Annotated in this window: 23 protein-coding genes and 1 pseudogene; 8 read left to right on the top strand and 16 right to left on the bottom strand. The window is 42.0% G+C overall.

Features of this window, described 5'->3' with window-relative positions:
• Positions 1–342: 342 nt before the first annotated feature.
• From ACFVS1_RS04010 to ACFVS1_RS04000, 3 genes and pseudogenes are all read left to right on the top strand, one after another.
• Positions 343–438, top strand: a pseudogene (locus tag ACFVS1_RS04010) (transcriptional regulator); the annotation flags it as partial.
• Between the two features lie 25 nt (positions 439–463).
• Positions 464–889 (top strand): MFS transporter, encoded by a 426-nt coding sequence (locus tag ACFVS1_RS04005; RefSeq protein ID WP_387545199.1) that lies wholly within the window; start codon positions 464–466, stop codon positions 887–889.
• A 158-nt stretch (positions 890–1047) separates the two neighbouring features.
• Positions 1048–1239 (top strand): hypothetical protein, encoded by a 192-nt coding sequence (locus ACFVS1_RS04000; RefSeq protein WP_048681418.1) that lies wholly within the window; start codon positions 1048–1050, stop codon positions 1237–1239.
• A gap of 462 nt (positions 1240–1701) precedes the next feature.
• On the opposite strand, the gene ACFVS1_RS03995 is transcribed toward ACFVS1_RS04000, so the two are convergent.
• The gene (locus ACFVS1_RS03995; RefSeq protein ID WP_352919592.1) at positions 1702–1932 is read right to left on the bottom strand and encodes a hypothetical protein; all 231 of its coding nucleotides are present in this window, start codon (positions 1930–1932) and stop codon (positions 1702–1704) included.
• A 442-nt stretch (positions 1933–2374) separates the two neighbouring features.
• Here ACFVS1_RS03995 and ACFVS1_RS03990 point away from each other — a divergent pair, with 442 nt between their 5' ends.
• Positions 2375–3553, top strand: a complete 1179-nt coding sequence (locus ACFVS1_RS03990; RefSeq protein WP_387545198.1) for an MFS transporter — start codon at positions 2375–2377, stop codon at positions 3551–3553.
• 433 nt (positions 3554–3986) lie between these two features.
• A complete protein-coding gene (locus ACFVS1_RS03985) occupies positions 3987–4178 on the top strand; it encodes a hypothetical protein (RefSeq protein ID WP_352919586.1) in 192 nt (63 codons plus the stop codon).
• A gap of 205 nt (positions 4179–4383) precedes the next feature.
• Here ACFVS1_RS03985 and ACFVS1_RS03980 read toward each other — a convergent pair whose 3' ends face one another.
• Complete coding sequence (locus ACFVS1_RS03980) at positions 4384–6402, bottom strand: CDP-glycerol glycerophosphotransferase family protein (protein ID WP_387545197.1); 2019 nt, start codon at positions 6400–6402, stop codon at positions 4384–4386.
• A gap of 1052 nt (positions 6403–7454) precedes the next feature.
• Between ACFVS1_RS03980 and ACFVS1_RS03975 the strand changes: the two genes are divergently transcribed.
• Entirely contained in the window at positions 7455–7928 is a 474-nt protein-coding gene (locus tag ACFVS1_RS03975; protein ID WP_387545195.1) for a VOC family protein, read from the top strand.
• A gap of 48 nt (positions 7929–7976) precedes the next feature.
• On the opposite strand, the gene ACFVS1_RS03970 is transcribed toward ACFVS1_RS03975, so the two are convergent.
• Positions 7977–9860: a S8 family serine peptidase gene (locus ACFVS1_RS03970; protein ID WP_387545194.1), complete on the bottom strand. Its 1884-nt coding sequence runs from the start codon at positions 9858–9860 to the stop codon at positions 7977–7979.
• Positions 9861–10612: 752 nt separating this feature from the next.
• Between ACFVS1_RS03970 and ACFVS1_RS03965 the strand changes: the two genes are divergently transcribed.
• A complete protein-coding gene (locus ACFVS1_RS03965; protein WP_387545193.1) occupies positions 10613–10747 on the top strand; it encodes a hypothetical protein in 135 nt (44 codons plus the stop codon).
• A gap of 65 nt (positions 10748–10812) precedes the next feature.
• On the opposite strand, the gene ACFVS1_RS03960 is transcribed toward ACFVS1_RS03965, so the two are convergent.
• The 13 genes from ACFVS1_RS03960 to ACFVS1_RS03900 form a co-directional block, all read right to left on the bottom strand.
• Positions 10813–11520: an ABC transporter ATP-binding protein gene (locus ACFVS1_RS03960; RefSeq protein WP_072273306.1), complete on the bottom strand. Its 708-nt coding sequence runs from the start codon at positions 11518–11520 to the stop codon at positions 10813–10815.
• The gene (locus ACFVS1_RS03955; protein WP_101222747.1) at positions 11520–12302 is read right to left on the bottom strand and encodes an ABC transporter ATP-binding protein; all 783 of its coding nucleotides are present in this window, start codon (positions 12300–12302) and stop codon (positions 11520–11522) included. Before ACFVS1_RS03955 ends, ACFVS1_RS03960 begins: the two co-directional genes overlap by 1 nt.
• Positions 12274–13239 (bottom strand): branched-chain amino acid ABC transporter permease, encoded by a 966-nt coding sequence (locus ACFVS1_RS03950; RefSeq protein ID WP_101222748.1) that lies wholly within the window; start codon positions 13237–13239, stop codon positions 12274–12276. The genes ACFVS1_RS03955 and ACFVS1_RS03950 overlap by 29 nt, the downstream gene beginning before the upstream one ends.
• A 13-nt stretch (positions 13240–13252) precedes the next feature.
• Positions 13253–14131: a branched-chain amino acid ABC transporter permease gene (locus ACFVS1_RS03945; RefSeq protein WP_101222749.1), complete on the bottom strand. Its 879-nt coding sequence runs from the start codon at positions 14129–14131 to the stop codon at positions 13253–13255.
• A gap of 163 nt (positions 14132–14294) precedes the next feature.
• A complete protein-coding gene (locus ACFVS1_RS03940) occupies positions 14295–15473 on the bottom strand; it encodes an ABC transporter substrate-binding protein (RefSeq protein WP_350299583.1) in 1179 nt (392 codons plus the stop codon).
• Between the two features lie 463 nt (positions 15474–15936).
• On the bottom strand, positions 15937–16104 hold the full coding sequence (locus tag ACFVS1_RS03935) for a hypothetical protein (protein WP_387545192.1): 168 nt from the start codon (positions 16102–16104) through the stop codon (positions 15937–15939).
• Positions 16105–16140: 36 nt separating this feature from the next.
• Positions 16141–16848: an ABC transporter ATP-binding protein gene (locus ACFVS1_RS03930; protein WP_387545191.1), complete on the bottom strand. Its 708-nt coding sequence runs from the start codon at positions 16846–16848 to the stop codon at positions 16141–16143.
• On the bottom strand, positions 16848–17627 hold the full coding sequence (locus tag ACFVS1_RS03925; RefSeq protein ID WP_260358218.1) for an ABC transporter ATP-binding protein: 780 nt from the start codon (positions 17625–17627) through the stop codon (positions 16848–16850). The genes ACFVS1_RS03930 and ACFVS1_RS03925 overlap by 1 nt, the downstream gene beginning before the upstream one ends.
• A complete protein-coding gene (locus ACFVS1_RS03920; protein WP_352919566.1) occupies positions 17602–18573 on the bottom strand; it encodes a branched-chain amino acid ABC transporter permease in 972 nt (323 codons plus the stop codon). Before ACFVS1_RS03920 ends, ACFVS1_RS03925 begins: the two co-directional genes overlap by 26 nt.
• A 13-nt stretch (positions 18574–18586) precedes the next feature.
• A complete protein-coding gene (locus ACFVS1_RS03915; RefSeq protein ID WP_101222754.1) occupies positions 18587–19465 on the bottom strand; it encodes a branched-chain amino acid ABC transporter permease in 879 nt (292 codons plus the stop codon).
• A gap of 76 nt (positions 19466–19541) precedes the next feature.
• The gene (locus tag ACFVS1_RS03910; RefSeq protein WP_137020398.1) at positions 19542–20732 is read right to left on the bottom strand and encodes an ABC transporter substrate-binding protein; all 1191 of its coding nucleotides are present in this window, start codon (positions 20730–20732) and stop codon (positions 19542–19544) included.
• A gap of 188 nt (positions 20733–20920) precedes the next feature.
• Positions 20921–21682 (bottom strand): tRNA threonylcarbamoyladenosine dehydratase, encoded by a 762-nt coding sequence (locus ACFVS1_RS03905; protein ID WP_241593321.1) that lies wholly within the window; start codon positions 21680–21682, stop codon positions 20921–20923.
• A 111-nt stretch (positions 21683–21793) separates the two neighbouring features.
• Complete coding sequence (locus tag ACFVS1_RS03900; protein WP_387545190.1) at positions 21794–22900, bottom strand: M20 family metallopeptidase; 1107 nt, start codon at positions 22898–22900, stop codon at positions 21794–21796.
• A gap of 181 nt (positions 22901–23081) precedes the next feature.
• On the opposite strand from ACFVS1_RS03900, the gene ACFVS1_RS03895 reads away from it, so the two are divergent.
• Entirely contained in the window at positions 23082–23396 is a 315-nt protein-coding gene (locus tag ACFVS1_RS03895; RefSeq protein WP_387545189.1) for a hypothetical protein, read from the top strand.
• The last annotated feature ends 87 nt before the right edge of the window (positions 23397–23483 follow it).

The following is a 23483-nucleotide window of genomic DNA, read 5'->3' as shown; positions in this document are numbered from 1 at the left end:
CCAATTCACATTGAATGCCTTTTGTATCCTCTTCTTCTTTAATGCGTATAATTCGGACATCCATATCTAGATTCATCTTCTTTGAAATAATGGCACTTTAACCAGCGTTTCGCAGATTCACCAAGTCTACATCACGTTATAGATAATTCCGGTTCATCTTGGATTTTTTTTCTAATTTATTAAAAGGTTGTCCTAGAAGTAATCCGTTCGTCTTTAACAGGCTCTAAATGTTTATATCCGTCTTCAGAAAAAAGATGCATTAGGACTTATATATTAGCTGGAACTGTATATTCTTTTTTATTTCTCATCTCCGACTAGTCCACAATCTAATCCACTGATGTAAAATCCTGCGTTGCCAAATCCTATATAAGCTCTCTGGAAAGAAATCTTAAAACAAACCCTACTATTTTGTTTTTGGAAATATTCGCTAGAATTCTTTTTAAAAAGGCTTATTTTCACAAGTATGTTTGCTGGAAAGATCTATGATCAAAAAGGACATCATGCTGTCTTCATTCCGTCCACTCTTTTTATCGTAGTGGCGATGCTGTTGTTAGCCTGGATGCCAAGTAACATGATTCTGTATATGGCAGCTATTTTTTATGGCATTGTATTCGGTGCTGTCCAAACGGCTCTTCAAGCGTGGTCTCTTGAACACGCTGCCCGAAATCGAAAAGGCATGGCCAATGCCACTTTCTATTCCTTCTTTGATCTTGGAATCGGTTTCAGCGCCATCCTCTTCGGACAAATCGGCTATCTTTTCGGGTATATAAGCATTTACATGATGGCAGCAGTCTCTGTGGGGATTTCAATATTGCCTTACCTATGGATTTTAAGAAAAATGAAGTATTTTAAATTAAGGGACATCTTTGTGGATGTTCTTTTTTTCTGAAAACAAGAGTATTTAACAGTTTATCGCATTTGTTACAGCACTTTTTTCAACCCCCTTTAAACTATGTTATATTTTTATTCGTTTTAAGTAATGTTATTGTATTTCCAGTTTCCTTCTCTCTTTTTCGTTGTATGATAGAAAAAAAAGGAGTTTTGGGAATGATTATTCTGCAGTATATTGGAAAAGTTTTTTCATTCATGCATAAGGATATACCGGAAACTCATGTTAAATGCCATGTTTGTGCAGGTACAGGTGCCTACGATATTTATACAGATTGTCTTACCTGTAATGCAAAAGGGTTAATAAGTAAAGTTGAGTATAATAGGAGGCTTGAAGAGGGTGAGATTTAATGAATTTCATGAGTCGATATATGTAATCAAAGAAGCAGTATTGGCTATTGCTTCTTTTTTTTGTTCAAAAAGTAAGAGTCTCGGTTATGAGGGCTTTTATCATATTTGCTTAATATGATGATTGGCGGAAAAGGCAAAGCGATATATGGAATACATGGGAGTCGGTTGCATTTATGAAATTGACTTTACCGGCCTTTTGTTTTTTCGTCATCGTAACAGTTTACTTCCCTGAGCTATTGGACTTTGCTTTGCCGAACGCAGTGCTCTCATAGTGACAATAACAGCATAGCCTGATTCCGCTTTGCCATTTACTTTTGTCTTATGGTAACCGCCTCTTTACTGTCGGTTTCACAGGCGCTGTTTTATCCTCTACATCATTCGACTTTGATACGCACTATATCTCATTAAGATTATTTAAGATAAAAAAATCCAGCATTTCTGCTGGATACTCCAAAGTATCAATTATTTAACCAAATTCAATACTTCTAGAAGTCTACCATCTGAATTATAGTTAAAAGTGACCGTCTTATCGTCATGAATGTGATAGCTTAAACCAAAAAACTCTCCGTCATCCGGGAATTTTTGTATAAAATCATCAAGTTGTTCGGAATTTAGTTTAACAACCATAGGTTTCTTTCTACTACTATGTAGAGAATCGTCTACTCTCTCCATTACAGTCTCTGATCTACCCATAATTAACTCCTTTAATCTCTCATTTCCCAAATAATATACCTTATAAATGGGAAATAAAAGGTCCTTAATTAAAATTTCATAATAATGACACGATTTCTTAACAACTCCCCCAAATATCCGACAGTTTTACCATAATTACCTTGTCGATTAACTAATTTCCATTGGAACTTCACGGTTGTTTCACTCAAAGTTAATTCCACACTACATAAGGGTTCTGTATAGGCAGGAACATATTTAATGGAAAATCCGCTATAAGACCCTGTGTGTTGTGTTTCCTGAATATAAAGTGACCTCCGTACCGAATTCTTGTTTCTAAAAACGGGCTAACTTATTAGTCAATATTACTTAGATTTATAGTGATCACTTAATTTTTATAGATTGTTCTCTATAGTTTTAGTAAAATGAGAATGATAATTACTATCAATTAAGGAGAATAACTATTATGGGTATACCCTTATTAAAAGAAGAACTTCCGGTTGTTAATAAAATCTGGTCGCGTGATTTTATTATGATTTTCTTGGCTAACTTTTTTGTTTTTTTATCCTTTCAGATGACTTCCCCTACCCTTCCGCTTTTTGTAAAAGAGCTTGGCGGCAATGAACGGTATATTGGGTTAGTTGCTGGCATGTTTTTATTTTCCGCCCTGATTGTCCGCCCTTTTGCTGGACAGGCCTTGGAAACAAAAGGCAGGCGTTTTGTTTTCTTGTTCGGTCTAGCCCTATTGGCTGTAGCGATTGGTTCGTTCGGATTTATGGTGAGTATTTTCCATCTATGCGCTATGCGGATTGTGCAAGGGATTGGCTGGGGCTATACGACCACGGCATCAGGTACGATTGCCTCCGATCTTATCCCAGCAAGGCGTCAGGGTGAGGGAATGGGATACTTCACTTTATCGGGTAATTTGGCGATGGCTTTTGGTCCTTCATTCGGGCTTTTCTTAGCGGATGTTCTAACCTTTCAACATTTGTTTTTATTTTGCGGAGTATTAAGCCTGGCAGCTTGGATCATGGCTTCAACCATTACGTATAAAAAAGTAGATCATGCTTCTGCCCCAGTTAAAACAAAAAGGTTTGACATTTATGAAAAAAGCGCCGTTGCTCCGTCCGTTCTTGTTTTTTTCATTACGGTAACTTTTGGCGGGACTGCTACCTTCTTACCGCTTTATACAATCGAAAAAGGTCTGACAGGTATTCAAGGATACTTTTTTCTTTACGCTTTAGCTCTTATTTTCACACGTATGTTCGCTGGAAAGATCTATGATCAAAAAGGACATCAAGCTGTCTTCATTCCGTCCACTCTTTTTATCGTAGCGGCGATGCTAATGCTAGCCTGGATGCCAAGTAACATGATTCTGTATATGGCAGCTATTTTTTATGGCATTGGATTCGGTGCTGTCCAACCAGCTCTTCAAGCGTGGTCTCTTGAACACGCTGCCCGAAATCGAAAAGGCATGGCCAATGCCACTTTCTATTCCTTCTTTGATCTTGGAATCGGTTTAGGTGCCATCCTTTTCGGACAAATCGGCTATCTGTTTGGGTATATAAGCATTTACATAATGGCAGCAGTCTCTGTCGGGATTTCAATCCTGGCTTACCAATGGATTTTAAGAAAAATGAAGTAATCACACATTAAAGGACATCTTTTTGGATGTTCTTTTTTTTGAAAGGCTCTTTTAGTAAAGATTTTTGTTATTAAAACGAAACGATTTAAGGTTGATTGGAACGGAAGTGCGAGACTCCTGTGGGAGCAGCGTGACAGGTGAGACCCAAAAGGCGTTTACGCCGTGGAGGCTCACCGCCCGCCCCACGGAAAGCGAGCATCTGGAGGGGAAATCAACCACACCGCATTACTAGGTAAATGGCAACAAAGTATTCGAAAACAGCCTATTGAAAACAGAAGTAATTTTTGTAGAACAGTTTATCGCATTTGTTACAGCACTTTTTTAACCCCATGTAAACTATGTTATGGTTTTATTTGTTTTAAGTAATGTTATTGTATTTCCAGTTCCCTTCTCTCTTTTTCGTTGTATGATAGAAAAAAAAGGAGTTTTGGGAATGATTATTCTGCAGTATATTGGAAAAGTTTTTTCATTCATGCATAAGGATATACCGGAAACTCATGTTAAATGCCATGTTTGTGCAGGTACAGGTGCCTACGATATTTATACAGATTGTCTTACCTGTAATGCAAAAGGGTTAATAAGTAAAGTTGAGTATAGTAGGAGGCTTGAAGAGGGTGAGATTTAAAAAATTTCATAAGGTCGATATATGTAAAAAAGAAGCAATATTGGCTATTGCTTCCTTTTTTTGTCCAAAACGGTGCCGTTTGCCCCTAACAAAGGTATTTTTCTCTAATTTGAATGTATGATGTAAATTAACACACATTAAAAAAGACCACCAATTGGTGGCCTTATACCCTCTTTGTCCCTGATTAACGTTTCATTCAGAACAATCAAGAAGCAGAAGATTGCTTTTCAGGAATAGTAAATGCACTCTCTTCCTCTAAAGGGTTATGTTCACTTTCGAAAAGTATGTTTTGAATGTAGTCATAGGTATTTTTAGTATTATGACCACTTGTGCACTCCATTAATTTTGAAAACTGTGAAGTATAGAAAGGAGATTGTGGGTTATTGTAACTGTAAACGATTTCGGCGTGCAAATCCTTGAATGTCTCTACTATGCCGCCAAAAGCAATCTCTTTCTGGAGAATGTTAGGCGCGCCATATTCCACTTCTGCCAAGGCTTTGTCTTCCCAATAGAAGATAACATTACTTCCACCTGCAAACGCATAAAAAGTAATAGAAGAATAATCGGATATGACAACTTTACTGTTCAATAGAGCATCCTTTATGTCCCCTATATAAAACGATTCTTCGTATTTATCATATATATCTGGGAACTGTTCTTGAAGTATGATTCTTGATTTAGGATGGAGAATGACATTAATTTTTTTATCTTTGTAAAACTCCTCTTTTCGAATCAATTCTAAGAATGAGAAATACCGGTCCAAATAGCTTCCAACTTCAATGCTACCTGTAAGATCCCACGGTCGCCATGTAAGCATAAATGTAATTTGATTTTTTTCACTTTGTTGTTCCTTGACATATAAATCAATATTAGGCAGCCCTGTTACCATCAGTTCTTTTTCCGTATAACCTGTATTATTAAGGAATAAGTTTTTCTCAAAATTGGAATTTACGAGCATGTAATCTGGTGCAATCGGCACTTTACGGTTAAAGTAACCACGTTCGAAAATATTGGTCGCCATACATGGTCCATGCTGTAACATTATTTTTTTATCAGTTGAAAGAACCTTTTTCTTAATTAAATAATCGTTATCGTACAATCGGCGTTGTATATGTCCCACCAGATCGGAAGATTGAAAGCTTCTGGCTAAAAAGATGTGATAAAAAGCTAGAAAACTATTTTTCCCAACAAGCGACCTGCCGTACTGTTGCTTTAGATTTTGGTATTCGGGGTGTCCTTTTTCTAATATATAAACACAGGAATCCCCCATCTTGAATGCATATTTAAACAGTTCAAAGGCGGATTCCGATGCCCCTGCACTGAACTTTTCAAAATAGACATCGTATTTTTTTTTACTTTGTGAAAAAAGGCTAATCAGATAAGCAAATCTTTCTTTTATTATAATGCTTTTGCTCATCATACTTGTCAATACGATAACGTATTGACCTGTGATAGACTTCCGAATAAAAAGTTCACTATTCATCTGCCCCAAACGATAGGAACGGGTGTTGTACAGATAGTGATTTTTATCGTATTTGTGCTTAGAGTCTGATTTAAAATTATACCAATAATTATGATCAGCGTGACTGAGTTGGATAAAAACAGGCGTATTTATCTCGCTAGTATTTACATAATGTTGATAAATTTCTTTCATTGGCACGAAAGTCCAGTAAGCATGAATGAGTACGGATATCTTTCCTGTCTTCAATGCAAATTTCTCTCTTATTTTGACTGGAAAGAGAAAATGCACTTTAAAATTTATGCTTTTATCGTAACCGAACGATAAATATGCTTCTTTGAACGAATAATTTCTGAAACGCATGACCCCAACAAAAAGGAAGCGAAAGAATAAAAGGAATACTAAACTTTTGAAAAACGGGCTTTTCTCTATTTTATCCAGCGTTTTGTCTATCTGCAGATTTTTTTGATTTGTTTTCACGAAGGAAAGTTTGCCGTTTGTATCTACGAAGAAAATGATTCTTTCATTCTCAAATTTCCCTTCTTTATTAATATGGCCTTTCTTTAAAGTGATTGTTTGTAAGATTGTCATTGGTTCATATTCTGAGAGAGTAACCGTATTGTTCGTTTCTTGATTATACACGAAATACTTTATATTGAATTTCCTTTTTTTACCAATACTCTTTGTGCCATTGAAAAGGCAATAGCCATCCAATAAAACAGGATTTCCATTTTCAAGACGACCATAAACTGTTTCTTGTTTCAATTCTTTCCCCCCATGTTTTCTGGAACTTGTAACCCTGCGACATATTTTGCAGGTACATTTGTCACGCCCTATATTTTTAAAAAACAGACAATATACCTATGATATTATACTAGTAAAACACTTCAATGTAATTATAATTTTAAAAAACATCAATCTTTTGTTGGTTCATCCTAATAGCCTTAGGATATTGTAGCCATAATAGAGGAAACTTCCGAAACTTGCAGAGAGAAGGGCTTTAACAATGCAGTAGTACCTTCGGGGGTAACACAATTACTACAAGCTTGATTAGTGAAAAGCGTTTAAGCCTATCACATATCAGATTGGATCCTTATAGATTTTTTTAGTTTAACAAATGATAAGTCAAAGGAGTGATAAGTTTGAAAGTGGAAGGTGTATATACATATTTATGTGAGAATTGTTCAACACTGTTTGGAGTAGTATCTCGTCTTTCTGTTATGGAAGATAAAGTTGATACACTGACGTGCCCGAAATGTTCTAAGAAAGTAGCAGTATGCATTGGAGAAGGCTAGGCCATATAAATTACGTAAATCATGAAAGAAGGGAGGAAATAATAACGAACGAAACGGTTGTGATATCACAACTATCAGAATTATTAACTGTAGACCACTTGGCAGATTATTTTAAATGTTAGTGAAAGAACTGCTGATGAATACATGGGAAGTACCGATTTTCCTTTAATTCGTTTAAAAAGGTCCATGAGGGTTTTCAGGGATGACTTTTTAGACTGGTTACAATCCAAGAAAGAATAAGTTGTTTGGAAATAGTATGGCAAATAGAAATTTTAAAAAAGCTGAGGTGCTCCGTAATGGGAGCACCTTATTTGAATTTTAAAATGAGGATAGCCATTTCGATAAGATCTGATTTATGACAAATATCTCCCGCTTGTTCCTGCACCGTCTGCTTCATTAAATTCATTTTTCCTCGTCTACTTATCTTGTTTATACCATTGGCTATTGCTTCTTTTTTTGTCCAAAACGGTGCCGTTTGCCCCTCACCTTAAACGGGTATTTTGATGATCAGGGGGGATACATATGACAGCAATTACTCATGTTGGATTGGCTGTACCTGATTTGGATGCGGCGATTAAGTGGTATGAGCAGGTTTTGGGATTCAGGTTATTGGCGGGTCCCTATTCGTTCGATGCAAGTGGGGAGAATGAACCTAATATGACGAATGATCTGCTTGGTGATACTGTTAAAAAGATGCGAAATGCTCATTTGATGGCGGATAATTCAGTAGGGATTGAGCTTTTTGAGTTTGAGGAGCCGAGGATGCCTAAAGGTGATAGTCGCGGTTATGAGGGCTTTTTTCATATTTGTTTAATAGCGGATGATATCGAAAAGCTGGCTGCTGATATTGCTGCTTCTGGCGGTAAAAGGAGAAGTGATATATGGAATACTTGGGAGAACAAGCCCTATTATTTAATCTATTGTGAGGATCCTTTCGGCAATATCATTGAGCTTTACAGCCGAAGCACGGAAATGATGTATGGAAATAGAGATTGACAAGAACAGCCCCCAATTTGAAGATTGGGAGCTGTTCTTGTTTTTCTATTACTTTTTTACTGTTACTTTTCTTGATTCGCTTACGTTTTTCGCTTTGTCTTTGGCATAAATGTATAGGTTCTTTCCTGCTTTTTGCTTAGGAATTCTAACCGAGAATGTGCCTTTAGTCGTTGCAGTGGCAGAGCCGATCACTTTTTTTGATGCTTTGATGGACACTGTGGAGTTGGCCTCTGCTTTGCCGGTTACTATTGTCGTTTTTGTCGTTACTGTGTTGACCGTCGGTTTACTTGGTGCTGTTTTGTCTGCAACTGTCACGGTTTTGATCGAGCTAACATTTCCTGCTTTATCGGTTGCTGTAACGGATAGGACTTTTCCGGCTTTTTGTTTTTTTGCCATCGTTACGGTGAAATTCCCTGCGCTGTTGGAATTTGCTTTGCCTAGAACCGTACTGCTAGTTTTGACAGTGACGGAAGATCCCGCTTCCGCTTTGCCGGTTACTTTGACGGTATTGTCACCTACCGTATTTACCGACGGTCTTGCAGGAGCCGTTTTATCTGCCACTTTAAATGAAACGGGTATACTTTTATTTCCCGATTTATCGATCACCCTAGTAGAGATGGTCGTTCCGGCTGTCTGTTTTGCGATAGTCGCTGTAAACGTTTTTTCGCCGTTGATTTTCACTGTGGCGAGTTGTTTATTACCGGTATAAATGGAGACGGTCCCCGTTTTGAAATCGGTCGGGATTTTCCCATTGATCTTGGTGTCCTTATCGGATATTGCGGTCACGGCCGGTTTGGTCAGCGTCTTCATCTCGAGTGCTTTTTTGGCATTGACCCGCCCGTTTCCATAGTAGATGTCTTTCCCTTTTGCACCTAGGTCCACGGCTGAATCATAGAGGCGGTATTCGACCTCCGTTTTGTTAAGCTTCGGCTCATTGGACCAAATCAATGCCGCTACACCGGCCACCATCGGCGCGGCCATCGATGTTCCGCTCATCCAGCCGTATCTACCATATGGCAGGGTTGAAAGGATATCATCTCCAGGGGCCGCAATATCGACTGTTGAATGGTAGTTGGAATAACTGGGACGCTTGTCACTTGAGTTAGTGGCAGCAACGGAAATGACGTGGCTGAATGCGGCTGGGTACACACGCTGGACATTTTTCCCCATATCCCCTTCATTCCCGGCAGCCGCGACGATCAATACGCCATTTTTATAGGCTTCCTGGACGGCCTTGTTCAATGCCTCCGAATAGCTGGTGTCTCCTAAACTCATATTGATGATGTTTGCCTTTTGCGCAACGGCATAATGTATCGCCTCAATGATATCGGCCGTATCGGCATACTCTCCATCAAAGACATTGATCGGCATTAGTTTAACATTTGGGGCAACACCGGTTCCTCCTATGCCGTTGTTCGCAGAACCGGCAATGATGCCTGCAATATGCGTTCCGTGCGCCCCTTTTGGGACGATATGCTTCCGATTGCGTATCGTATCATAGGCATTGACAATCCTTCCTTTTAAATCTTCGTGGTTACGATCGATGCCGTCGTCAATGATGGCCACGATCAATTCCTTCGAGCCCATTGATTTTGTCCACGCTGCATTCGTACCAAGCTTTTTATGGTGCCATTGGTCTATGTAGGCTGGATCGTTCGGGCTTTCCATCTTCTTGAAAAGATAGTTTGGCTCTGCATATTCTACATTCTTCTGTTCTTCGAGTTCCTCGATTACGTTGTCGGTCGTTTCCCCTTTAGGAACCTCCACCTTTTCTATCAACTCATGTATCGGCTCATCGTTCGTCTCTTTATATTTGACGATGACACCATCAGATTGCGGGGTCTCTTCTGCAGATGCAGCATCTGGCTGGTAGATTGGCAGAATCATAAGCAGTAATAAAACCGGCAGTAAAACCTGAATAAGTTTGTGCATACAATCACTCCAAAAAATATGATTAAGAATAGCTTTTGATGAGGTTTAATCATGAACCAATTCTACTATTATTCCTAACTAGATTGTATACCGTCTGATTTGGATTTACTAACCTTTTTATCTAGTTAAATTAACTTATTTACACAATAAAAAAACCGCTATAAAACGGCTTTAGTTTGTCGACAAAATGGGGTCTAGCTAAATTTAAAAACAAAGCGGTTGACTGTAGGTAATAATTTTACTGTAAAATTTGCACTTTGATTTCCACTCCTGGCACTCGCTTTCCGCGGGCGGTCCGGGAGCCTCCTCGACGCTTTCTGCGCCTGTGGGGTCTCCCCTGGACTCGCTTTTCCCGCAGGAGTCTCGTGCCTTCCGTTCCAATCAACTTATTCAGGATCGAACACTTTTGTCTAAAAAAGTGGGTCAAAGTACCTCACCTCACCCCGAATTCTTTTTTTAAATGAAGACTTGTATATTCTTCATGTTTTTTACTTTTTATTTTGATTTCCACTCCAGGCACTCGCTTTCCGCGGGCGGTCCGGGAGCCTCCTCGACGCTTTCTGCGCCTGTGGGGTCTCCCCTGGACTCGCTTTTCCCGCAGGAGTCTCGAACCTTCCGTTCAATCAACTTATTCAGATCGAACACTTTCGTCTAAAAAAGTGGGTCAAAGTATCTCACCCCAAATCCTTTTTTTTAAAAGAAGACTTGTATATTCTTCATGTTTTTTACTTTTTTTATGGATGAAACACTAGATGAAGAAATTTGCGACACTCCTGCCGAATTACTGGCTAGCCGAGACACCGCAGCCGCTTGCTTTGATGCGGCTTGGCAGGCAGTCGGCGGAAAGGGAGCGGATTTCTGAAATCAACTGGAACTTTTTTCAATAAAAAACTGTAGGGAAACCCGATTTTTCATCGAGCTTCCCTACAGTCTAAAACCGCTATAAAGAGGTTTAATGTCCGCCTAGATAAGCATTCTTGATTTCTTCGCTTGCGGTCAGTTCCTCTGATTTGCCTGATAGGACAATTCGGCCGGTTTCGACAACATAGGCTCTGTCCGCGATGGATAGTGCTAAGTTGGCATTTTGTTCGACCAGCAGAATCGTTGTACCTGTTTTGTTGATTTCTTCAATGATATGAAAGATTTGCTTCACCAATAATGGTGCAAGTCCCATGGATGGCTCGTCCAATAACAGAAGCCGGGGTTTGGCCATAAGCGCCCTGCCCATTGCGAGCATTTGCTGTTCCCCGCCGGAAAGTGTTCCGGATTGCTGTTTCAGGCGCTCTAGCAACCGTGGGAATAATTCATAGACTTTCTCCATATCCTGCTTGATGCCTGCCTTATCCTTACGTAAATAAGCACCAAGCTGAAGGTTTTCTTCGACGGTCATGTTAGCAAATACCCGCCGGCCTTCAGGAACATGCGAGATGCCCATTTTCACGATCGATTGTGCCGCCTTTCCGCCGATGGATTGCCCTTCGTATACGATCTTCCCTTGTTTTGGTTTTAATAGGCCGGAAATGCTTTTCAGCAGCGTGCTTTTTCCGGCTCCGTTCGCCCCGATCAGGGTTACGATTTCGCCTTCGTTAATAGAAAGCGAGATTCCTTTCAAGGCTTGAATGTTTCCGTAATAGACGTTGATGTCCTCGATTTTTAACATTATGAAACCTCCTCGCCCAGATAGGCCTCGATGACTTTTGGATTGTTGCGGATTTCCTCTGGCTTTCCTTGAGCGATCAGTTGTCCGTGATCGAGTACATATATGCGTTCGCAAACACCCATGACGAGTGGCATATCATGTTCTATCAATAATACGGTCAAATCAAATTTCTCACGGATGAGGGCAATCAGGTTCATGAGCTCATGGGTTTCCTGAGGGTTCATCCCCGCAGCCGGTTCATCCAGCAAAAGCAGTTTTGGGTTGGCTGCAAGTGCACGGGCGATTTCCAAACGTCTTTGTTTACCATATGGCAGGTTCTTCGCCTTTTCATCCTTATATTGATCAAGGTTGAAAATCTTCAGGAACTCAATCGCTTTTTCATCCATTTCCTTTTCGCCTTTAAAATGGATCGGCATGCGGAAGATTGAACTTAAGATGTTATGCTTCGAAAGCGAATGATAGGCTACTTTTACATTATCGATCACGGATAATTCACTGAATAAGCGAATGTTCTGGAATGTCCGGCTGATCCCTTTTTGCGTGATTTTATATGGAGGCAGTTTTCTTAAGTTCTCACCTTCCAAAGAAATCGTGCCCTCTGTCGGGACGTAAACTCCTGTCAGCAAGTTAAAGAAAGTCGTTTTTCCAGCGCCGTTCGGCCCGATCAAGCCAATCAGTTCTCCTGGATATAGCTCGACGTTAACATCAGAAACGGCTTTAAGCCCCCCGAACTGGATGCCGACCGAATCGACTTTAAGCAGCGGTGTTTTTATTTTTTTCATGGCTGCTTCCTCCTTTACGTTTGAACATGGATGTTATTTCTTTTGTCCCCATTAAGCCTTGTGGGCGATAGAGCATCATCACGATCAGCACAAGGCTGTAGATGATCATTCGTGTTTCCGGATAGTCCTGAAGGAAAGTCGTGACAACCGTCAATAATATCGCGGCCAATACCGCACCGGAAAGACTTCCAAGACCTCCAAGCACGACGAGGATCAAAATATCGAATGATTTCAGGAATCCGAAGTTCGATGGCTGGATGATATAGAAGTTATGAGCGTAAAGCCCCCCGGCGATACCGGCAAAAAAAGCACCGATCGCAAACGCGACAACTTTATAATACGTCGTGTTGATTCCCATCGAATCGGCAGCCGTTTCGTCCTCGCGGATCGATATGCAGGCTCTTCCGTGGGTCGAGCTAGTAAAGTTCCGGATGACGATGATCGTTACGATGACGGAGGCGAATACCCACGGCCAAGTGGTCAAATGGGAAACCTGCATGCCGCTCGCTCCGCCGACATAATCGATATTCAGCAGCATGATCCGGACGATTTCACCAAAACCGAGGGTCGCAATCGCCAGGTAGTCACCTTTTAAGCGTAAGCTTGGAATTCCGATGATCAAGCCTGCCAGCGCTGATGCCAAACCTCCGACTATCAATGCCGCATAAAATGGCATTTCCAGCTTCATCGTCATGACGGCTGAAGCATAGGCACCGACTGCCAGGAAGCCGGCATGTCCGATGGAGAACTGCCCGGTTATCCCGATGATCAAGTGCAGGCTCGCTGCCAGAATGATATTGATCCCGATGAACATGAGCGTATTTTGATAAAAAGGATTTAGCGATCCGCCGCCGATTAACACTTGAACTGCGGCGAAAAAGATCAATGATAGTGAAATCGAGAGCCAAAAACCTTTTGCTCGCTTAATTGTAGTCATTGCTTTGTCTCCCCTATACTTTTTCTTTTTTGTTTTTACCGAATAAGCCTTGTGGCATGAAAATCAAGATAAGAATCAGTACGACGAAGGCTACAGCATCACGCCATAATGAGTAACCGGCGGCACTGACCAAAGCTTCGATGACACCTAGCAATAGGCCACCGACCATCGCGCCCGGAATAATCCCGATCCCTCCGAGAACGGCGGCAACGAATGCCTTCAATCCCGGAAGCACACCCATTAGCGGCTCGATTTTGATATAGTAAATACCGAAAATGACGCCCGCTGCCCCAGCCAATGCGGAACCGATTGCAAAGGTGGCAGAAATCGTGTTATCGACATTTATCCCCATCAGTTTGGCTGCATCCGCGTCAAAGGAAACGGCACGCATCGCTTTTCCTATTTTTGATTTATGAACGATGATTTGAAGGATGATCATTAGAACTACGGCCACTCCAAAAATCAATACCGATTGGCTATTGATGGAAACTCCAAAAATATTGAACTTGTCCGCCGGCAATACATCATTCGGATAAGCTTCCGGCTGTGCACCGCGGACGTAGATGAATCCGTATTCGATCAATAGGGAAACACCGATGGCAGTGATAAGTGCCGCAATACGTGTTGCGTTACGCAATGGCTTGTACGCAATACGCTCGATCAATACACCAAACAGCGCACAGACCGTCATCGAGATTAATAGGGCGGGCACGAATGACAGATCCAGGACCGTTATCGAGTAAAACCCAACGAATGAGCCGACCATGAATACATCCCCATGTGCGAAGTTTATCAATTTAACAATCCCGTAAACCATCGTATATCCGAGAGCGATAAGGGCATAAATACTTCCTAGTGAAACCCCGTTTATTAACTGTTGTATCAATTCCATGTTCGACTCTCCTTGAAAATCTAATTTTATGAGTGATTTGTCCAGACTCTTTTCATTCCGCTAAGGGGAAGTAAAGCGACCTGGCATGCTTGAAAAATGAGAATTCGCCAGCACCTTCTTATTGACGAAGGGCCGGCGAAAGGATTGGAGTTGTTCTCCGAAATTAAGGATTGATTTTTGTGTTGAAAACTTGCTCTCCCTCTTTAAACTCAAGGATGGTAGCAGATTTGATTGGATTATGCTTCTCATCCAATGTGAATGTACCCGTTACAAGCTCAAGATCCGCCGTTTTTTCCAGCGCTTCTTTGATTTTTTCCGAATCCGCTGATCCAGCACGTTTAATTGCGTCTGCAAGGAAGTATCCTGTGTCATATCCTAGAGCGTTAAATGCATCCGGGGATTTATCTTTGTACTTCGCTTTAAATGCAGACACAAAATTCTGAATTTTCTCATCAGGGTCACCTGAAGAATAATGGTTCGTGATGAACGTATTATTTAGAGCTTTTGCACCGGCAATTTCAACTAGCTTAGGAGAATCCCAGCCGTCGCCGCCCATGAACGGAACGTCAAGTCCAGTTTCACGTGCCTGCTTCACGATAAGACCAGCTTCCTCATAGTAACCAGGAAGGAAAATGAAATCAGGTTTTGCCGATTTCAAACGAGTCAATGTGGAACGGAAATCAGTATCCTTCGCGATGTAAGCTTCCTCAGCAACGATTTTTCCGCCATTTTTTTCGAATTGTTCTTTAAAGGCAGCCGCTAATCCTTTTGAATAATCACTTGCGCTGTCAATATAGATCGCTGCACTTTTCGCTTTGATTTCTTTAGTGGCAAAGTTCGCAGCTACCGTTCCTTGGAACGGATCGATGAAGCTTGTCCTGAAAACGTAATCGTTCAATTTATCCTTGCTGAAAGTGATTTCAGGGCTTGTACCGGAAGGTGAGATGACCGGCACTTTATTATCTTGAGCAATCTGTACTTGAGCAATCGAGTTCGTGCTTGTCGCTGCACCAACGATCGCTGCAACCTGATCTTGTGATGTCAGCTTGATCGCTCCGCTTGTCGCTTCTGACGCTTCTGATTTATTATCGACTTTTATAAGTTTGATTTTTTTACCGTCAATGCCTTCTTTATTTATTTCTGCAGTCGCAAGCTCCAGACCTTCTGCAATCGATTGTCCATATGAAGCAACACCGCCTGATAATTCAAGGTTGACACCGATTTTTATCGTATCTCCATCTCCGCTTGATTTTTCTGATGAACCAGAGCTGGAACAACCGGCTAGCACTCCTGCAGCAAGTGTTAGAGAAAGGAATGCACCTGCTAGTTTTTTCTTTTTCATAAATAATCCCCCCGTTTTGTAATCATCACTCTGATGCATGAATATTTATTCAAGATGCCTCAGAAAAAGTTGATTAGATGAAATTTTTAAAATTAAATTAATATTTCGAAAAATAGTTTACCGCATAATTTTCATTCCGTCTATATAATAATTGTGAGAAGATTTCGCCAAATAGGATATTTTTCACAGGAAGTGCTTTATCATTTTTATCTTTATATATTTTAAATATTGCGAAAATAGGCGATATAATCAGAAAAAACTGATAATTTAATTATATTAATATTATAAATTCCTTATTTATTGCTCAAAAAATTTTATTCATTCCCTTATTTTTTTCATCCTTTTAATTACATTTTTACCAAAATAGAAGTATATTGGTAGGGAATTAAACCCAGTTTTTAGGTTCTTTTTTAGTCTTAATTCCTATATCAAAATTGAATAATACTATACTGGATGTATAAAATCATGCATGAAGCTCCTCTGTTTTTTTATCATTCTGTATATTTTGCATAACCCGATCATCAAACAAAAAAACCGCCAAACGGCGGTTCATGACTGTAGAGAAACACGATACTAATTGATTTTTGTATAATTCGACCGTTGATTTCCGCTGCAGGCACTCGCTTTCCATGGGCGGTCCGCCCCCGGCACCCAGCCAAACGGAGGTTCAATGTCCTCCTAAATAGGCCATTTTTATTTCTTCACTTGAAGTGAGTTCCTCGGCATTGCCCGAGAGGACGATTCGGCCCGTTTCAACGACATAAGCCCGATCTGCAATGGATAGAGCAAGGTTGGCGTTTTGCTCGACCAAAAGGATCGTCGTTCCGGTCTCACTGATTTCCTGGATGATGTTGAATATTTGCTTCACCAAAAGCGGTGCAAGGCCCATCGAAGGTTCATCGAGAAGCAATAACCGTGGTTTGGCCATTAAGGCCCGGCCCATTGCAAGCATCTGCTGTTCACCGCCTGATAGCGTGCCTGCCTGCTGTTTGATTCTCTCCAGCAGTCTCGGAAATAACTCATACACCTTTTCCATATCTTTATTGATGCCATCTTTGTCTTTCCGTAAATATGCCCCAAGCTCCAGGTTTTCGGCAACCGTCATGTTGGCAAAGACACGGCGTCCTTCAGGTACATGGGATATGCCCATTTTCACGATGGACTGGGCAGCTTTTCCCCCAATCGGATCGCCTTCGAACAAAACCTTTCCTTGCTTTGGTTTTAACAGTCCGGATATCGTTTTGAGCAACGTGCTTTTTCCCGCTCCGTTCGCCCCGATCAAGGTCACGATCTCGCCCTCATTAATCTCCATGGAAACCCCTTTTAACGCTTGGATATTACCATAATAAACATTGATGTCCTCTATTTTCAGCATCAGGAAACCTCCTCCCCTAGATATGCCTCGATGACCTTTGGATCGTTGCGGATTTGTTCCGGCTTTCCGTGAGCGATAAGCTGTCCATGATCAAGAACGTAAATCCGTTCGCATACCCCCATGACAAGTGACATATCATGCTCGATGAGCAACACGGTAAGGTTGAATTCCTTCCGGATAAATGCAATGAGGTTCATTAATTCTTTCGTTTCATGCGGGTTCATTCCGGCTGCGGGTTCGTCCAGTAAAAGAAGTTTCGGGTTGGCGGCAAGAGCACGCGCGATTTCCAGCCGCCTTTGCTGGCCGTATGGAAGATTCTTCGCTTTTTCATCCTTAAAATGGTCCAGGTTGAAAATCCTCAAGAATTCCAATGCCTTTTCATCCATTTCCTTTTCCCCGGAAAAATGTCCAGGCAGCCGGAATATCGAGCTTGGAATTCCATGCTTGGCAAGCGAGTGGTAAGCAACCTTCACGTTATCGATCACGGATAACTCACTGAAGAGGCGAATGTTTTGAAAGGTCCTCGAGATCCCTTTTCGGGTAATTTTATAAGGCGGCTGCTTATTCAGGTTTTCCCCATTCAAGGCAATCGTTCCTTCAGTAGGGACATACACACCCGTCAATAAATTGAAGAAGGTCGTTTTCCCAGCTCCATTCGGGCCGATCAGGCCTACAAGTTCCCCCGGAAATAATTCCACATTCACATCGGACACAGCTTTCAACCCGCCAAAACGGATACCCACCGAATCTACTTTAAGCAACGGTATTGTGGCTTCCATCCTTTGGGCCCCCTTTCGTTTTTTTATGTGTGAACAATGAGGTGATTTCTCTTGTTCCCATTAAACCCTGCGGGCGGAAAATCATCATCAGGATCAGGACAAGGCTGTAGATGATCATCCTCGTTTCGGGATAATCCTGAAGGAATGTCGTTACGATCGTCAGTAAAATTGCGGCCAAAACCGAACCTGATAGACTTCCAAGACCGCCAAGTACGACGAAAATCAGAATATCGAAGGATTTTAGGAAACCGAAATTCGATGGCTGGATAATATAGAAATTATGGGCATAAAGCGATCCGGCGATCCCGGCAAAAAAAGCTCCGATGACGAAAGCCGCCACTTTATAATAGGTCGTATTGATTCCCATCGCATCAGCCGCCGTTTCATCTTCCCTTACGGATATGCATGCCCGTCCGTGAGTCGAATTGGTGAAATTCCGGATGACTAAGACGGTGATCATCACACAGGCAAAAACCCATGGCCAAGTAGTCAGGTGGGATACCTGCATCCCGCTTGCCCCTCCTACATAATCAATATTCAAAAGGACGATCCGGACAATTTCCCCAAATCCAAGCGTAGCTATCGCCAGGTAATCCCCCTTCAGACGCAAGCTCGGTACCCCGATTACCATGCCCGCAACAGCGGCTATTACGCCCCCAGCCAATACAGCTATGATGAAAGGAAGTTCCAGCTTCATTGTCATGACGGCCGAAGCATAGGCCCCTACCGCTAAAAAACCTGCATGACCAATCGAGAACTGCCCGGTTATTCCAATGATTAAATGCAGGCTCGTCGCCAGCATGATATTGATGCCGATGAACATGAGCGTGTTGATATAAAATGGGTTGAGCATACCGTTTGAAATGGTGTACTGCATGATTCCGAAAAAAATAAGTGCGAGCACGATCGAGAGCCAAAAACCCTTTGAATTCTTTAAAGTAGTCATCGCCATGTCTCCCTTATACTTTTTCTCTTTTATTTTTACCGAACAGACCCTGCGGCAAGAAAATCAAAATCAAGATAAGTACGACGAAAGCCACACCATCACGCCATAATGAATAACCGGCAGCACTGACCAAAGCCTCGATCACTCCAAGCAGCAGACCGCCGACCATCGCTCCCGGAATGATGCCGATGCCGCCCAAGACTGCTGCAACAAATGCTTTAAGGCCAGGAAGGACACCCATCAACGGCTCGATTTTAATATAGTAGATTCCAAAAATGACACCAGCAGCCCCTGCAAGCGCAGAACCTATGGCGAACGTAGCCGAAATCGTATTATTCACATTGATTCCCATCAGCTTAGCCGCTTCGGAATCGAATGAAACGGCTCGCATCGCTTTGCCGATTTTGGTTTTATGGACAACGAATTGTAGGATGATCATTAATATGATGGAAACAGATAAGATCAATATCGATTGACTGCTGATGGAAACTCCCAATATATCGAGTTTATCCATCGGAAGGACGTTATTTGGATAGGCTTCCGGCTGGGCGCCCCGGATGTAAATCAGCCCGTTTTCTATCAGAAGGGAAACACCGATGGCCGTTATCAAGGCCGCAATCCGTGTTGCATTACGAAGGGGTTTATAAGCAATGCGTTCAATTAAAACGCCAAAGATGGCACATGAGACCATCGAAATCAATAAAGCTGGAATGAAGGATAAGTCCATTACGGTAATGGCGTAAAACCCGACAAATGAACCGACCATGAATACGTCGCCATGGGCGAAGTTTATGAGCTTGACGATTCCATATACCATCGTATAACCAAGTGCGATCAACGCATAAATGCTTCCGAGTGAAATGCCATTTACCAATTGCTGAATCAGTTCCATATTGCACTCTCCCCGTAAAGGTGTTTTTTAAGTGAATATAGAATAGGGGGGACTTGCCCCCTATCCATGTAAGCTATTATGGATTGATTTTTGTTTTGAATGTTTGTTTGCCATCCACATATTCCAAGATGGTCGCCGATTTGATCGGATCATGGTTTTCATCTAGGTTCAGCGTTCCGGAAACTAATTGAAGATCTTTGACATCTTCCAACGCTTGTCTGATTTTTTCTGGAGAAGCATCACCAGATCTCTTGATGGCATCAGCTAGGTAGTAGCCAGTATCATAGCCAAGTGCGGCAAAGGCATCCGGTGTTTTATTGTATTCCTTTTTGAAGGCTGCAACGAAATCCTGGATTTTTGCATCTTCATCTTCCGGAGAATAGTGATTCGTGATATAGGTATTTTTCAAAGCCTCAGCTCCGGCAATTTCAACGACCTTCGGTGAATCCCAGCCGTCTCCGCCCATGAATGGAAGGTCTATGCCGTCTTCACGAGCCTGTTTTAAGATCAATCCGACTTCTTCATAATAACCAGGAAGGAAAACGAACTCCGGTTTTGCGGATTTGATACGTGTTAATGTAGAGCGGAAATCAGTATCTTTCGTTACATAAGCTTCTTCCGCCACGATTTTACCGCCCTTGGCAGTGAATGCTTCTTTAAAGGCTGCGGCCAGTCCTTTTGAATAATCACTTGCGCTATCCACATAGATCGCAGCCGTCTTTGCCCCAATTTCGTCAGTTGCGAAATTGGCTGCCACCGTCCCTTGGAATGGATCGATAAAGCAAGTCCTGAACACATAATCATTTAATTTTCCAGCTTTGTTGGTGATGTCGGGATTTGTTGCAGTTGGTGTGAGTAGAGGAACTTGATTATCCTGTGCGACCTGAACTTGCGCCAATGTATTAGTGCTTGTCGCAGATCCGACTACAGCCACAACCTTGTCCTGGCTGACCAGCTTGATCGAACCGCTTGTAGCTTCTGCTGCATCTGATTTATTATCAACCTTAACGATTTCCAACTTTTTACCGTCGATGCCCTCTTTATTAATCTCATCGATGGCCAGTTGCAAACCATCGGCAGCCGATTGGCCGAATGATGCCGTACCTCCGGACAATTCAAGGTTGGCCCCAATTTTGATTGTGTCACCCGAGTTTGATGAACCCCCGCCTGAACTGCTAGTTTTCGAGTCGCCGCCACTACAGCCTGCCAGCGCCCCTGCAACCAATGAAAGTGATAGAAACACTCCTGCTAGCTTTTTCTTTTTCATTTGAAACCCCCTTATTTTGTTTGTTCTTTTAATCGAATAGAATATCTGAATAAAAATAATATTCTGAAAATAGTTTATCTCATTCTTTCGACCCCGTCTATATGATATGGATAAAAAAGTTATTAAAAGGGAATATCTACTATTCGACACAAAAAAACTGACCCTTTATAGAGTCAGTTAACTTCTTATCAATCGTTTACACGGCGAACTTCAATGTTTTTTAATATATCATTGATCACCCAGCTCGCTGCAATTAGGCCCGCTACGGATGGTACGAAAGCATTCGAAGATGGCGGCATTTGCGCTTTACGGATTTTTGCCTCATCATTGCCGACTTCTTTTCGGACATCCTCACGAATGACAATAGGGCTCTCATCGGAGAAAACAACCGGGATTCCCTTGGTTATGCCCTCTTTACGCAATCTAGTACGAATGACCTTGGCAAGCGGATCGGTATGCGTTTTGGAGATATCGGCAATTTGAAAACGCGTCGGGTCCATCTTATTAGCCGCACCCATGCTTGAAATCACCTTGATATTCCGTTTCAGGCATTCCTTCATCACATGCATTTTATAGATGACTGTATCTGATGCATCAATGACATAGTCCAGGCCATAACTGAAGAATTCCTCAAACGTTTCTTCTGTATAGAACATTTTAAGAGCGATCACTTCGCAGTCGGGATTGATGTCTTGAATGCGATTTTTCATCAATTCCGCTTTCGGTTGACCGACTGTTGATAATAGAGCATGGATCTGCCTGTTTACATTTGTGATGTCGACATCGTCTTTATCCACAAGAATAATACGGCCTACCCCCGTACGTGCCAATGCTTCGGCTGAAAATGAACCAACGCCTCCTACACCCAGGACAGCAACCGTCGTGTTTTTCAGAATATCGATTCCTTCCTTGCCAATTGCCAATTCATTTCGTGAAAACTGATGCAGCATATATATTCAACTCCAATAAATTCTGTTCTTATTTAGCTTCCCAATTAACAATATATCATAAACATCATTTATGACAAGCGGAATATGAGCAGTCTAATCGGAATTGGTGCACTAGGTCATTTTTGATAATTTTTGAAGAACGGTAGCCAAAAGGAGCGTCCTTTCCGTCAGGCTCGGAATTTCCAAATACTCCTCTTCACTATGGGCATTTCCTCCAATGGGCCCGAGTCCATCCACTGTCGCGATTCCCAATTCAGAAGTGATGGAAGCATCCGAGCCTCCACCCGTGGCCGTATCCGTGATTTCGATGCCGATTTCCTTCCCAGCCTGACGGATCGTCTCTAAAAGCAAGTTCGATTTCTCATTCTTTTCCATGGGTGACCGGTCCATTTTCCCGCTTAGTGTCGTTTTCGTTCCGGGAATATAGGTTTCGGCACAGATTTTTTTAAGCTGCTTGAGAACGATGCCCTCCTGCTTTTTTTCCGAAATCCGCACATCGACGAAGGCAGCCGCATGGGAAGCGATCATATTGACAGCGGAGCCTCCTTCAATTTTGCCGACATTAACGCTGATTCCTTTCTTTTGATCATTCAATCGGTGTAAGGCGATGATCTTATGGGCCAATTCTTCAATTGCACTTCGTCCCTTTTCCGGTTCAATCCCTGAATGGGCGGCCACCCCCATAATATCGACTTTAAACTGACCGCAGCCCCTTCTTGCCGTGACAAGCGAACCGTCCGTCCTTGCCGGCTCAAGAATTAACGCGAACTTCTTATTGGCCGCTTTTTCCGATATGAGTGAAGCGGACGACGGTGACCCGATCTCTTCATCACTATTAAGGATGATTTGGATATGCCTATAGCCTGTCTGCCCCGTCTGTTTCAAGCAATGGATCGCATAAAATAGCTCAACCAAACTAGACTTCATATCCGCCACACCAGGGCCGTATGCCCGATTTCCTTTCACCTTAAAAGGACGTTTTTGCGCTGTCCCCTCCGGAAACACCGTATCCATATGGGCAACGATCAAAATATGCGGTTGATTCGCCTCACGATGCTGGATGACCAGCTGGTTGCCATAATTCTGCTGCTCAACGGTATTCACAATAAAATCCAGACTTTCAAATTTCGTTTTTAAAATCGAACCAATTTCATCAATACCCTTTTTCGTATGAGAACCACTATCTATATTCACTAGCCGCTCCACTAATTGAAGCATTTCCTTCCTCTTTGCATACAATAAATCTTTCAAAGCCCTCACTACTTTCTATCCTTGGCTGAATATTGCTCAACCTTACTATAATTTACGAATCTATATTGCCGAATGTTACTTAAATGGGAAGATTTGAAGTTTATTCGAGGGTTTTTTGGTTTTATTCGGTAGATTGGGGTGATTACTCGTGAGTTTGGGTCGCTTACTCGTGAGTTTGGTTCGTTTACTCGTGAGTTTGGCTCGTTTACTCGTGAGTTTGCCCCATTTACTCGTGAATTTGGGTCATTTACTCGTGAGTTTGCGCCATTTACTCGTGAATTTGGGTCATTTACTCGTGAGTTTGGTTCGTTTACTCGTGAGTTTGGCTCGTTTACTCATGAATTGCGCCATTACTCGTGAATTTGCGCCATTTACTCGTAAGTTTGCGCCATTACTCGTGAATTTGGGTCGTTTACTCGTGAGTTTGCCCCATTTACTCGTGAATTTGCGCCATTACTCGTGAATTTGGCTCGTTTACTCGTGAGTTTGCCCCATTTACTCGTGAGTTTGGCTCGTTTACTCGTGAGTTTGCGCCATTTACTCGTGAATT

Source organism: Peribacillus sp. NPDC058075 (assembly GCF_042885195.1).
Classification (GTDB): Bacteria; Bacillota; Bacilli; order Bacillales; family DSM-1321; genus Peribacillus.
The sequence above is the reverse complement of the archived record's forward strand: the minus strand, read 5'-3'. Positions and strand labels throughout refer to the sequence as shown.

Coding starts and splice junctions, on each gene's coding strand:
- ACFVS1_RS03960 (WP_072273306.1), bottom strand. CDS start 11,520: ATGTTAAAAATCGAGGACATCAACGTCTATTACGGAAACATTCAAGCC.
- ACFVS1_RS03965 (WP_387545193.1), top strand. CDS start 10,613: ATGAAGAAATTTGCGACACTCCTGCCGAATTACTGGCTAGCCGAGACA.
- ACFVS1_RS03970 (WP_387545194.1), bottom strand. CDS start 9,860: ATGCACAAACTTATTCAGGTTTTACTGCCGGTTTTATTACTGCTTATG.
- ACFVS1_RS04000 (WP_048681418.1), top strand. CDS start 1,048: ATGATTATTCTGCAGTATATTGGAAAAGTTTTTTCATTCATGCATAAG.
- ACFVS1_RS03925 (WP_260358218.1), bottom strand. CDS start 17,627: ATGGAAGCCACAATACCGTTGCTTAAAGTAGATTCGGTGGGTATCCGT.
- ACFVS1_RS03945 (WP_101222749.1), bottom strand. CDS start 14,131: ATGGAATTGATACAACAGTTAATAAACGGGGTTTCACTAGGAAGTATT.
- ACFVS1_RS03940 (WP_350299583.1), bottom strand. CDS start 15,473: ATGAAAAAGAAAAAACTAGCAGGTGCATTCCTTTCTCTAACACTTGCT.
- ACFVS1_RS04005 (WP_387545199.1), top strand. CDS start 464: ATGTTTGCTGGAAAGATCTATGATCAAAAAGGACATCATGCTGTCTTC.
- ACFVS1_RS03950 (WP_101222748.1), bottom strand. CDS start 13,239: ATGACTACAATTAAGCGAGCAAAAGGTTTTTGGCTCTCGATTTCACTA.
- ACFVS1_RS03935 (WP_387545192.1), bottom strand. CDS start 16,104: ATGGAAAGCGAGTGCCTGCAGCGGAAATCAACGGTCGAATTATACAAA.
- ACFVS1_RS03995 (WP_352919592.1), bottom strand. CDS start 1,932: ATGGGTAGATCAGAGACTGTAATGGAGAGAGTAGACGATTCTCTACAT.
- ACFVS1_RS03910 (WP_137020398.1), bottom strand. CDS start 20,732: ATGAAAAAGAAAAAGCTAGCAGGAGTGTTTCTATCACTTTCATTGGTT.
- ACFVS1_RS03900 (WP_387545190.1), bottom strand. CDS start 22,900: ATGCTTCAATTAGTGGAGCGGCTAGTGAATATAGATAGTGGTTCTCAT.
- ACFVS1_RS03905 (WP_241593321.1), bottom strand. CDS start 21,682: ATGCTGCATCAGTTTTCACGAAATGAATTGGCAATTGGCAAGGAAGGA.
- ACFVS1_RS03920 (WP_352919566.1), bottom strand. CDS start 18,573: ATGACTACTTTAAAGAATTCAAAGGGTTTTTGGCTCTCGATCGTGCTC.
- ACFVS1_RS03990 (WP_387545198.1), top strand. CDS start 2,375: ATGGGTATACCCTTATTAAAAGAAGAACTTCCGGTTGTTAATAAAATC.
- ACFVS1_RS03975 (WP_387545195.1), top strand. CDS start 7,455: ATGACAGCAATTACTCATGTTGGATTGGCTGTACCTGATTTGGATGCG.
- ACFVS1_RS03915 (WP_101222754.1), bottom strand. CDS start 19,465: ATGGAACTGATTCAGCAATTGGTAAATGGCATTTCACTCGGAAGCATT.
- ACFVS1_RS03930 (WP_387545191.1), bottom strand. CDS start 16,848: ATGCTGAAAATAGAGGACATCAATGTTTATTATGGTAATATCCAAGCG.
- ACFVS1_RS03955 (WP_101222747.1), bottom strand. CDS start 12,302: ATGAAAAAAATAAAAACACCGCTGCTTAAAGTCGATTCGGTCGGCATC.
- ACFVS1_RS03985 (WP_352919586.1), top strand. CDS start 3,987: ATGATTATTCTGCAGTATATTGGAAAAGTTTTTTCATTCATGCATAAG.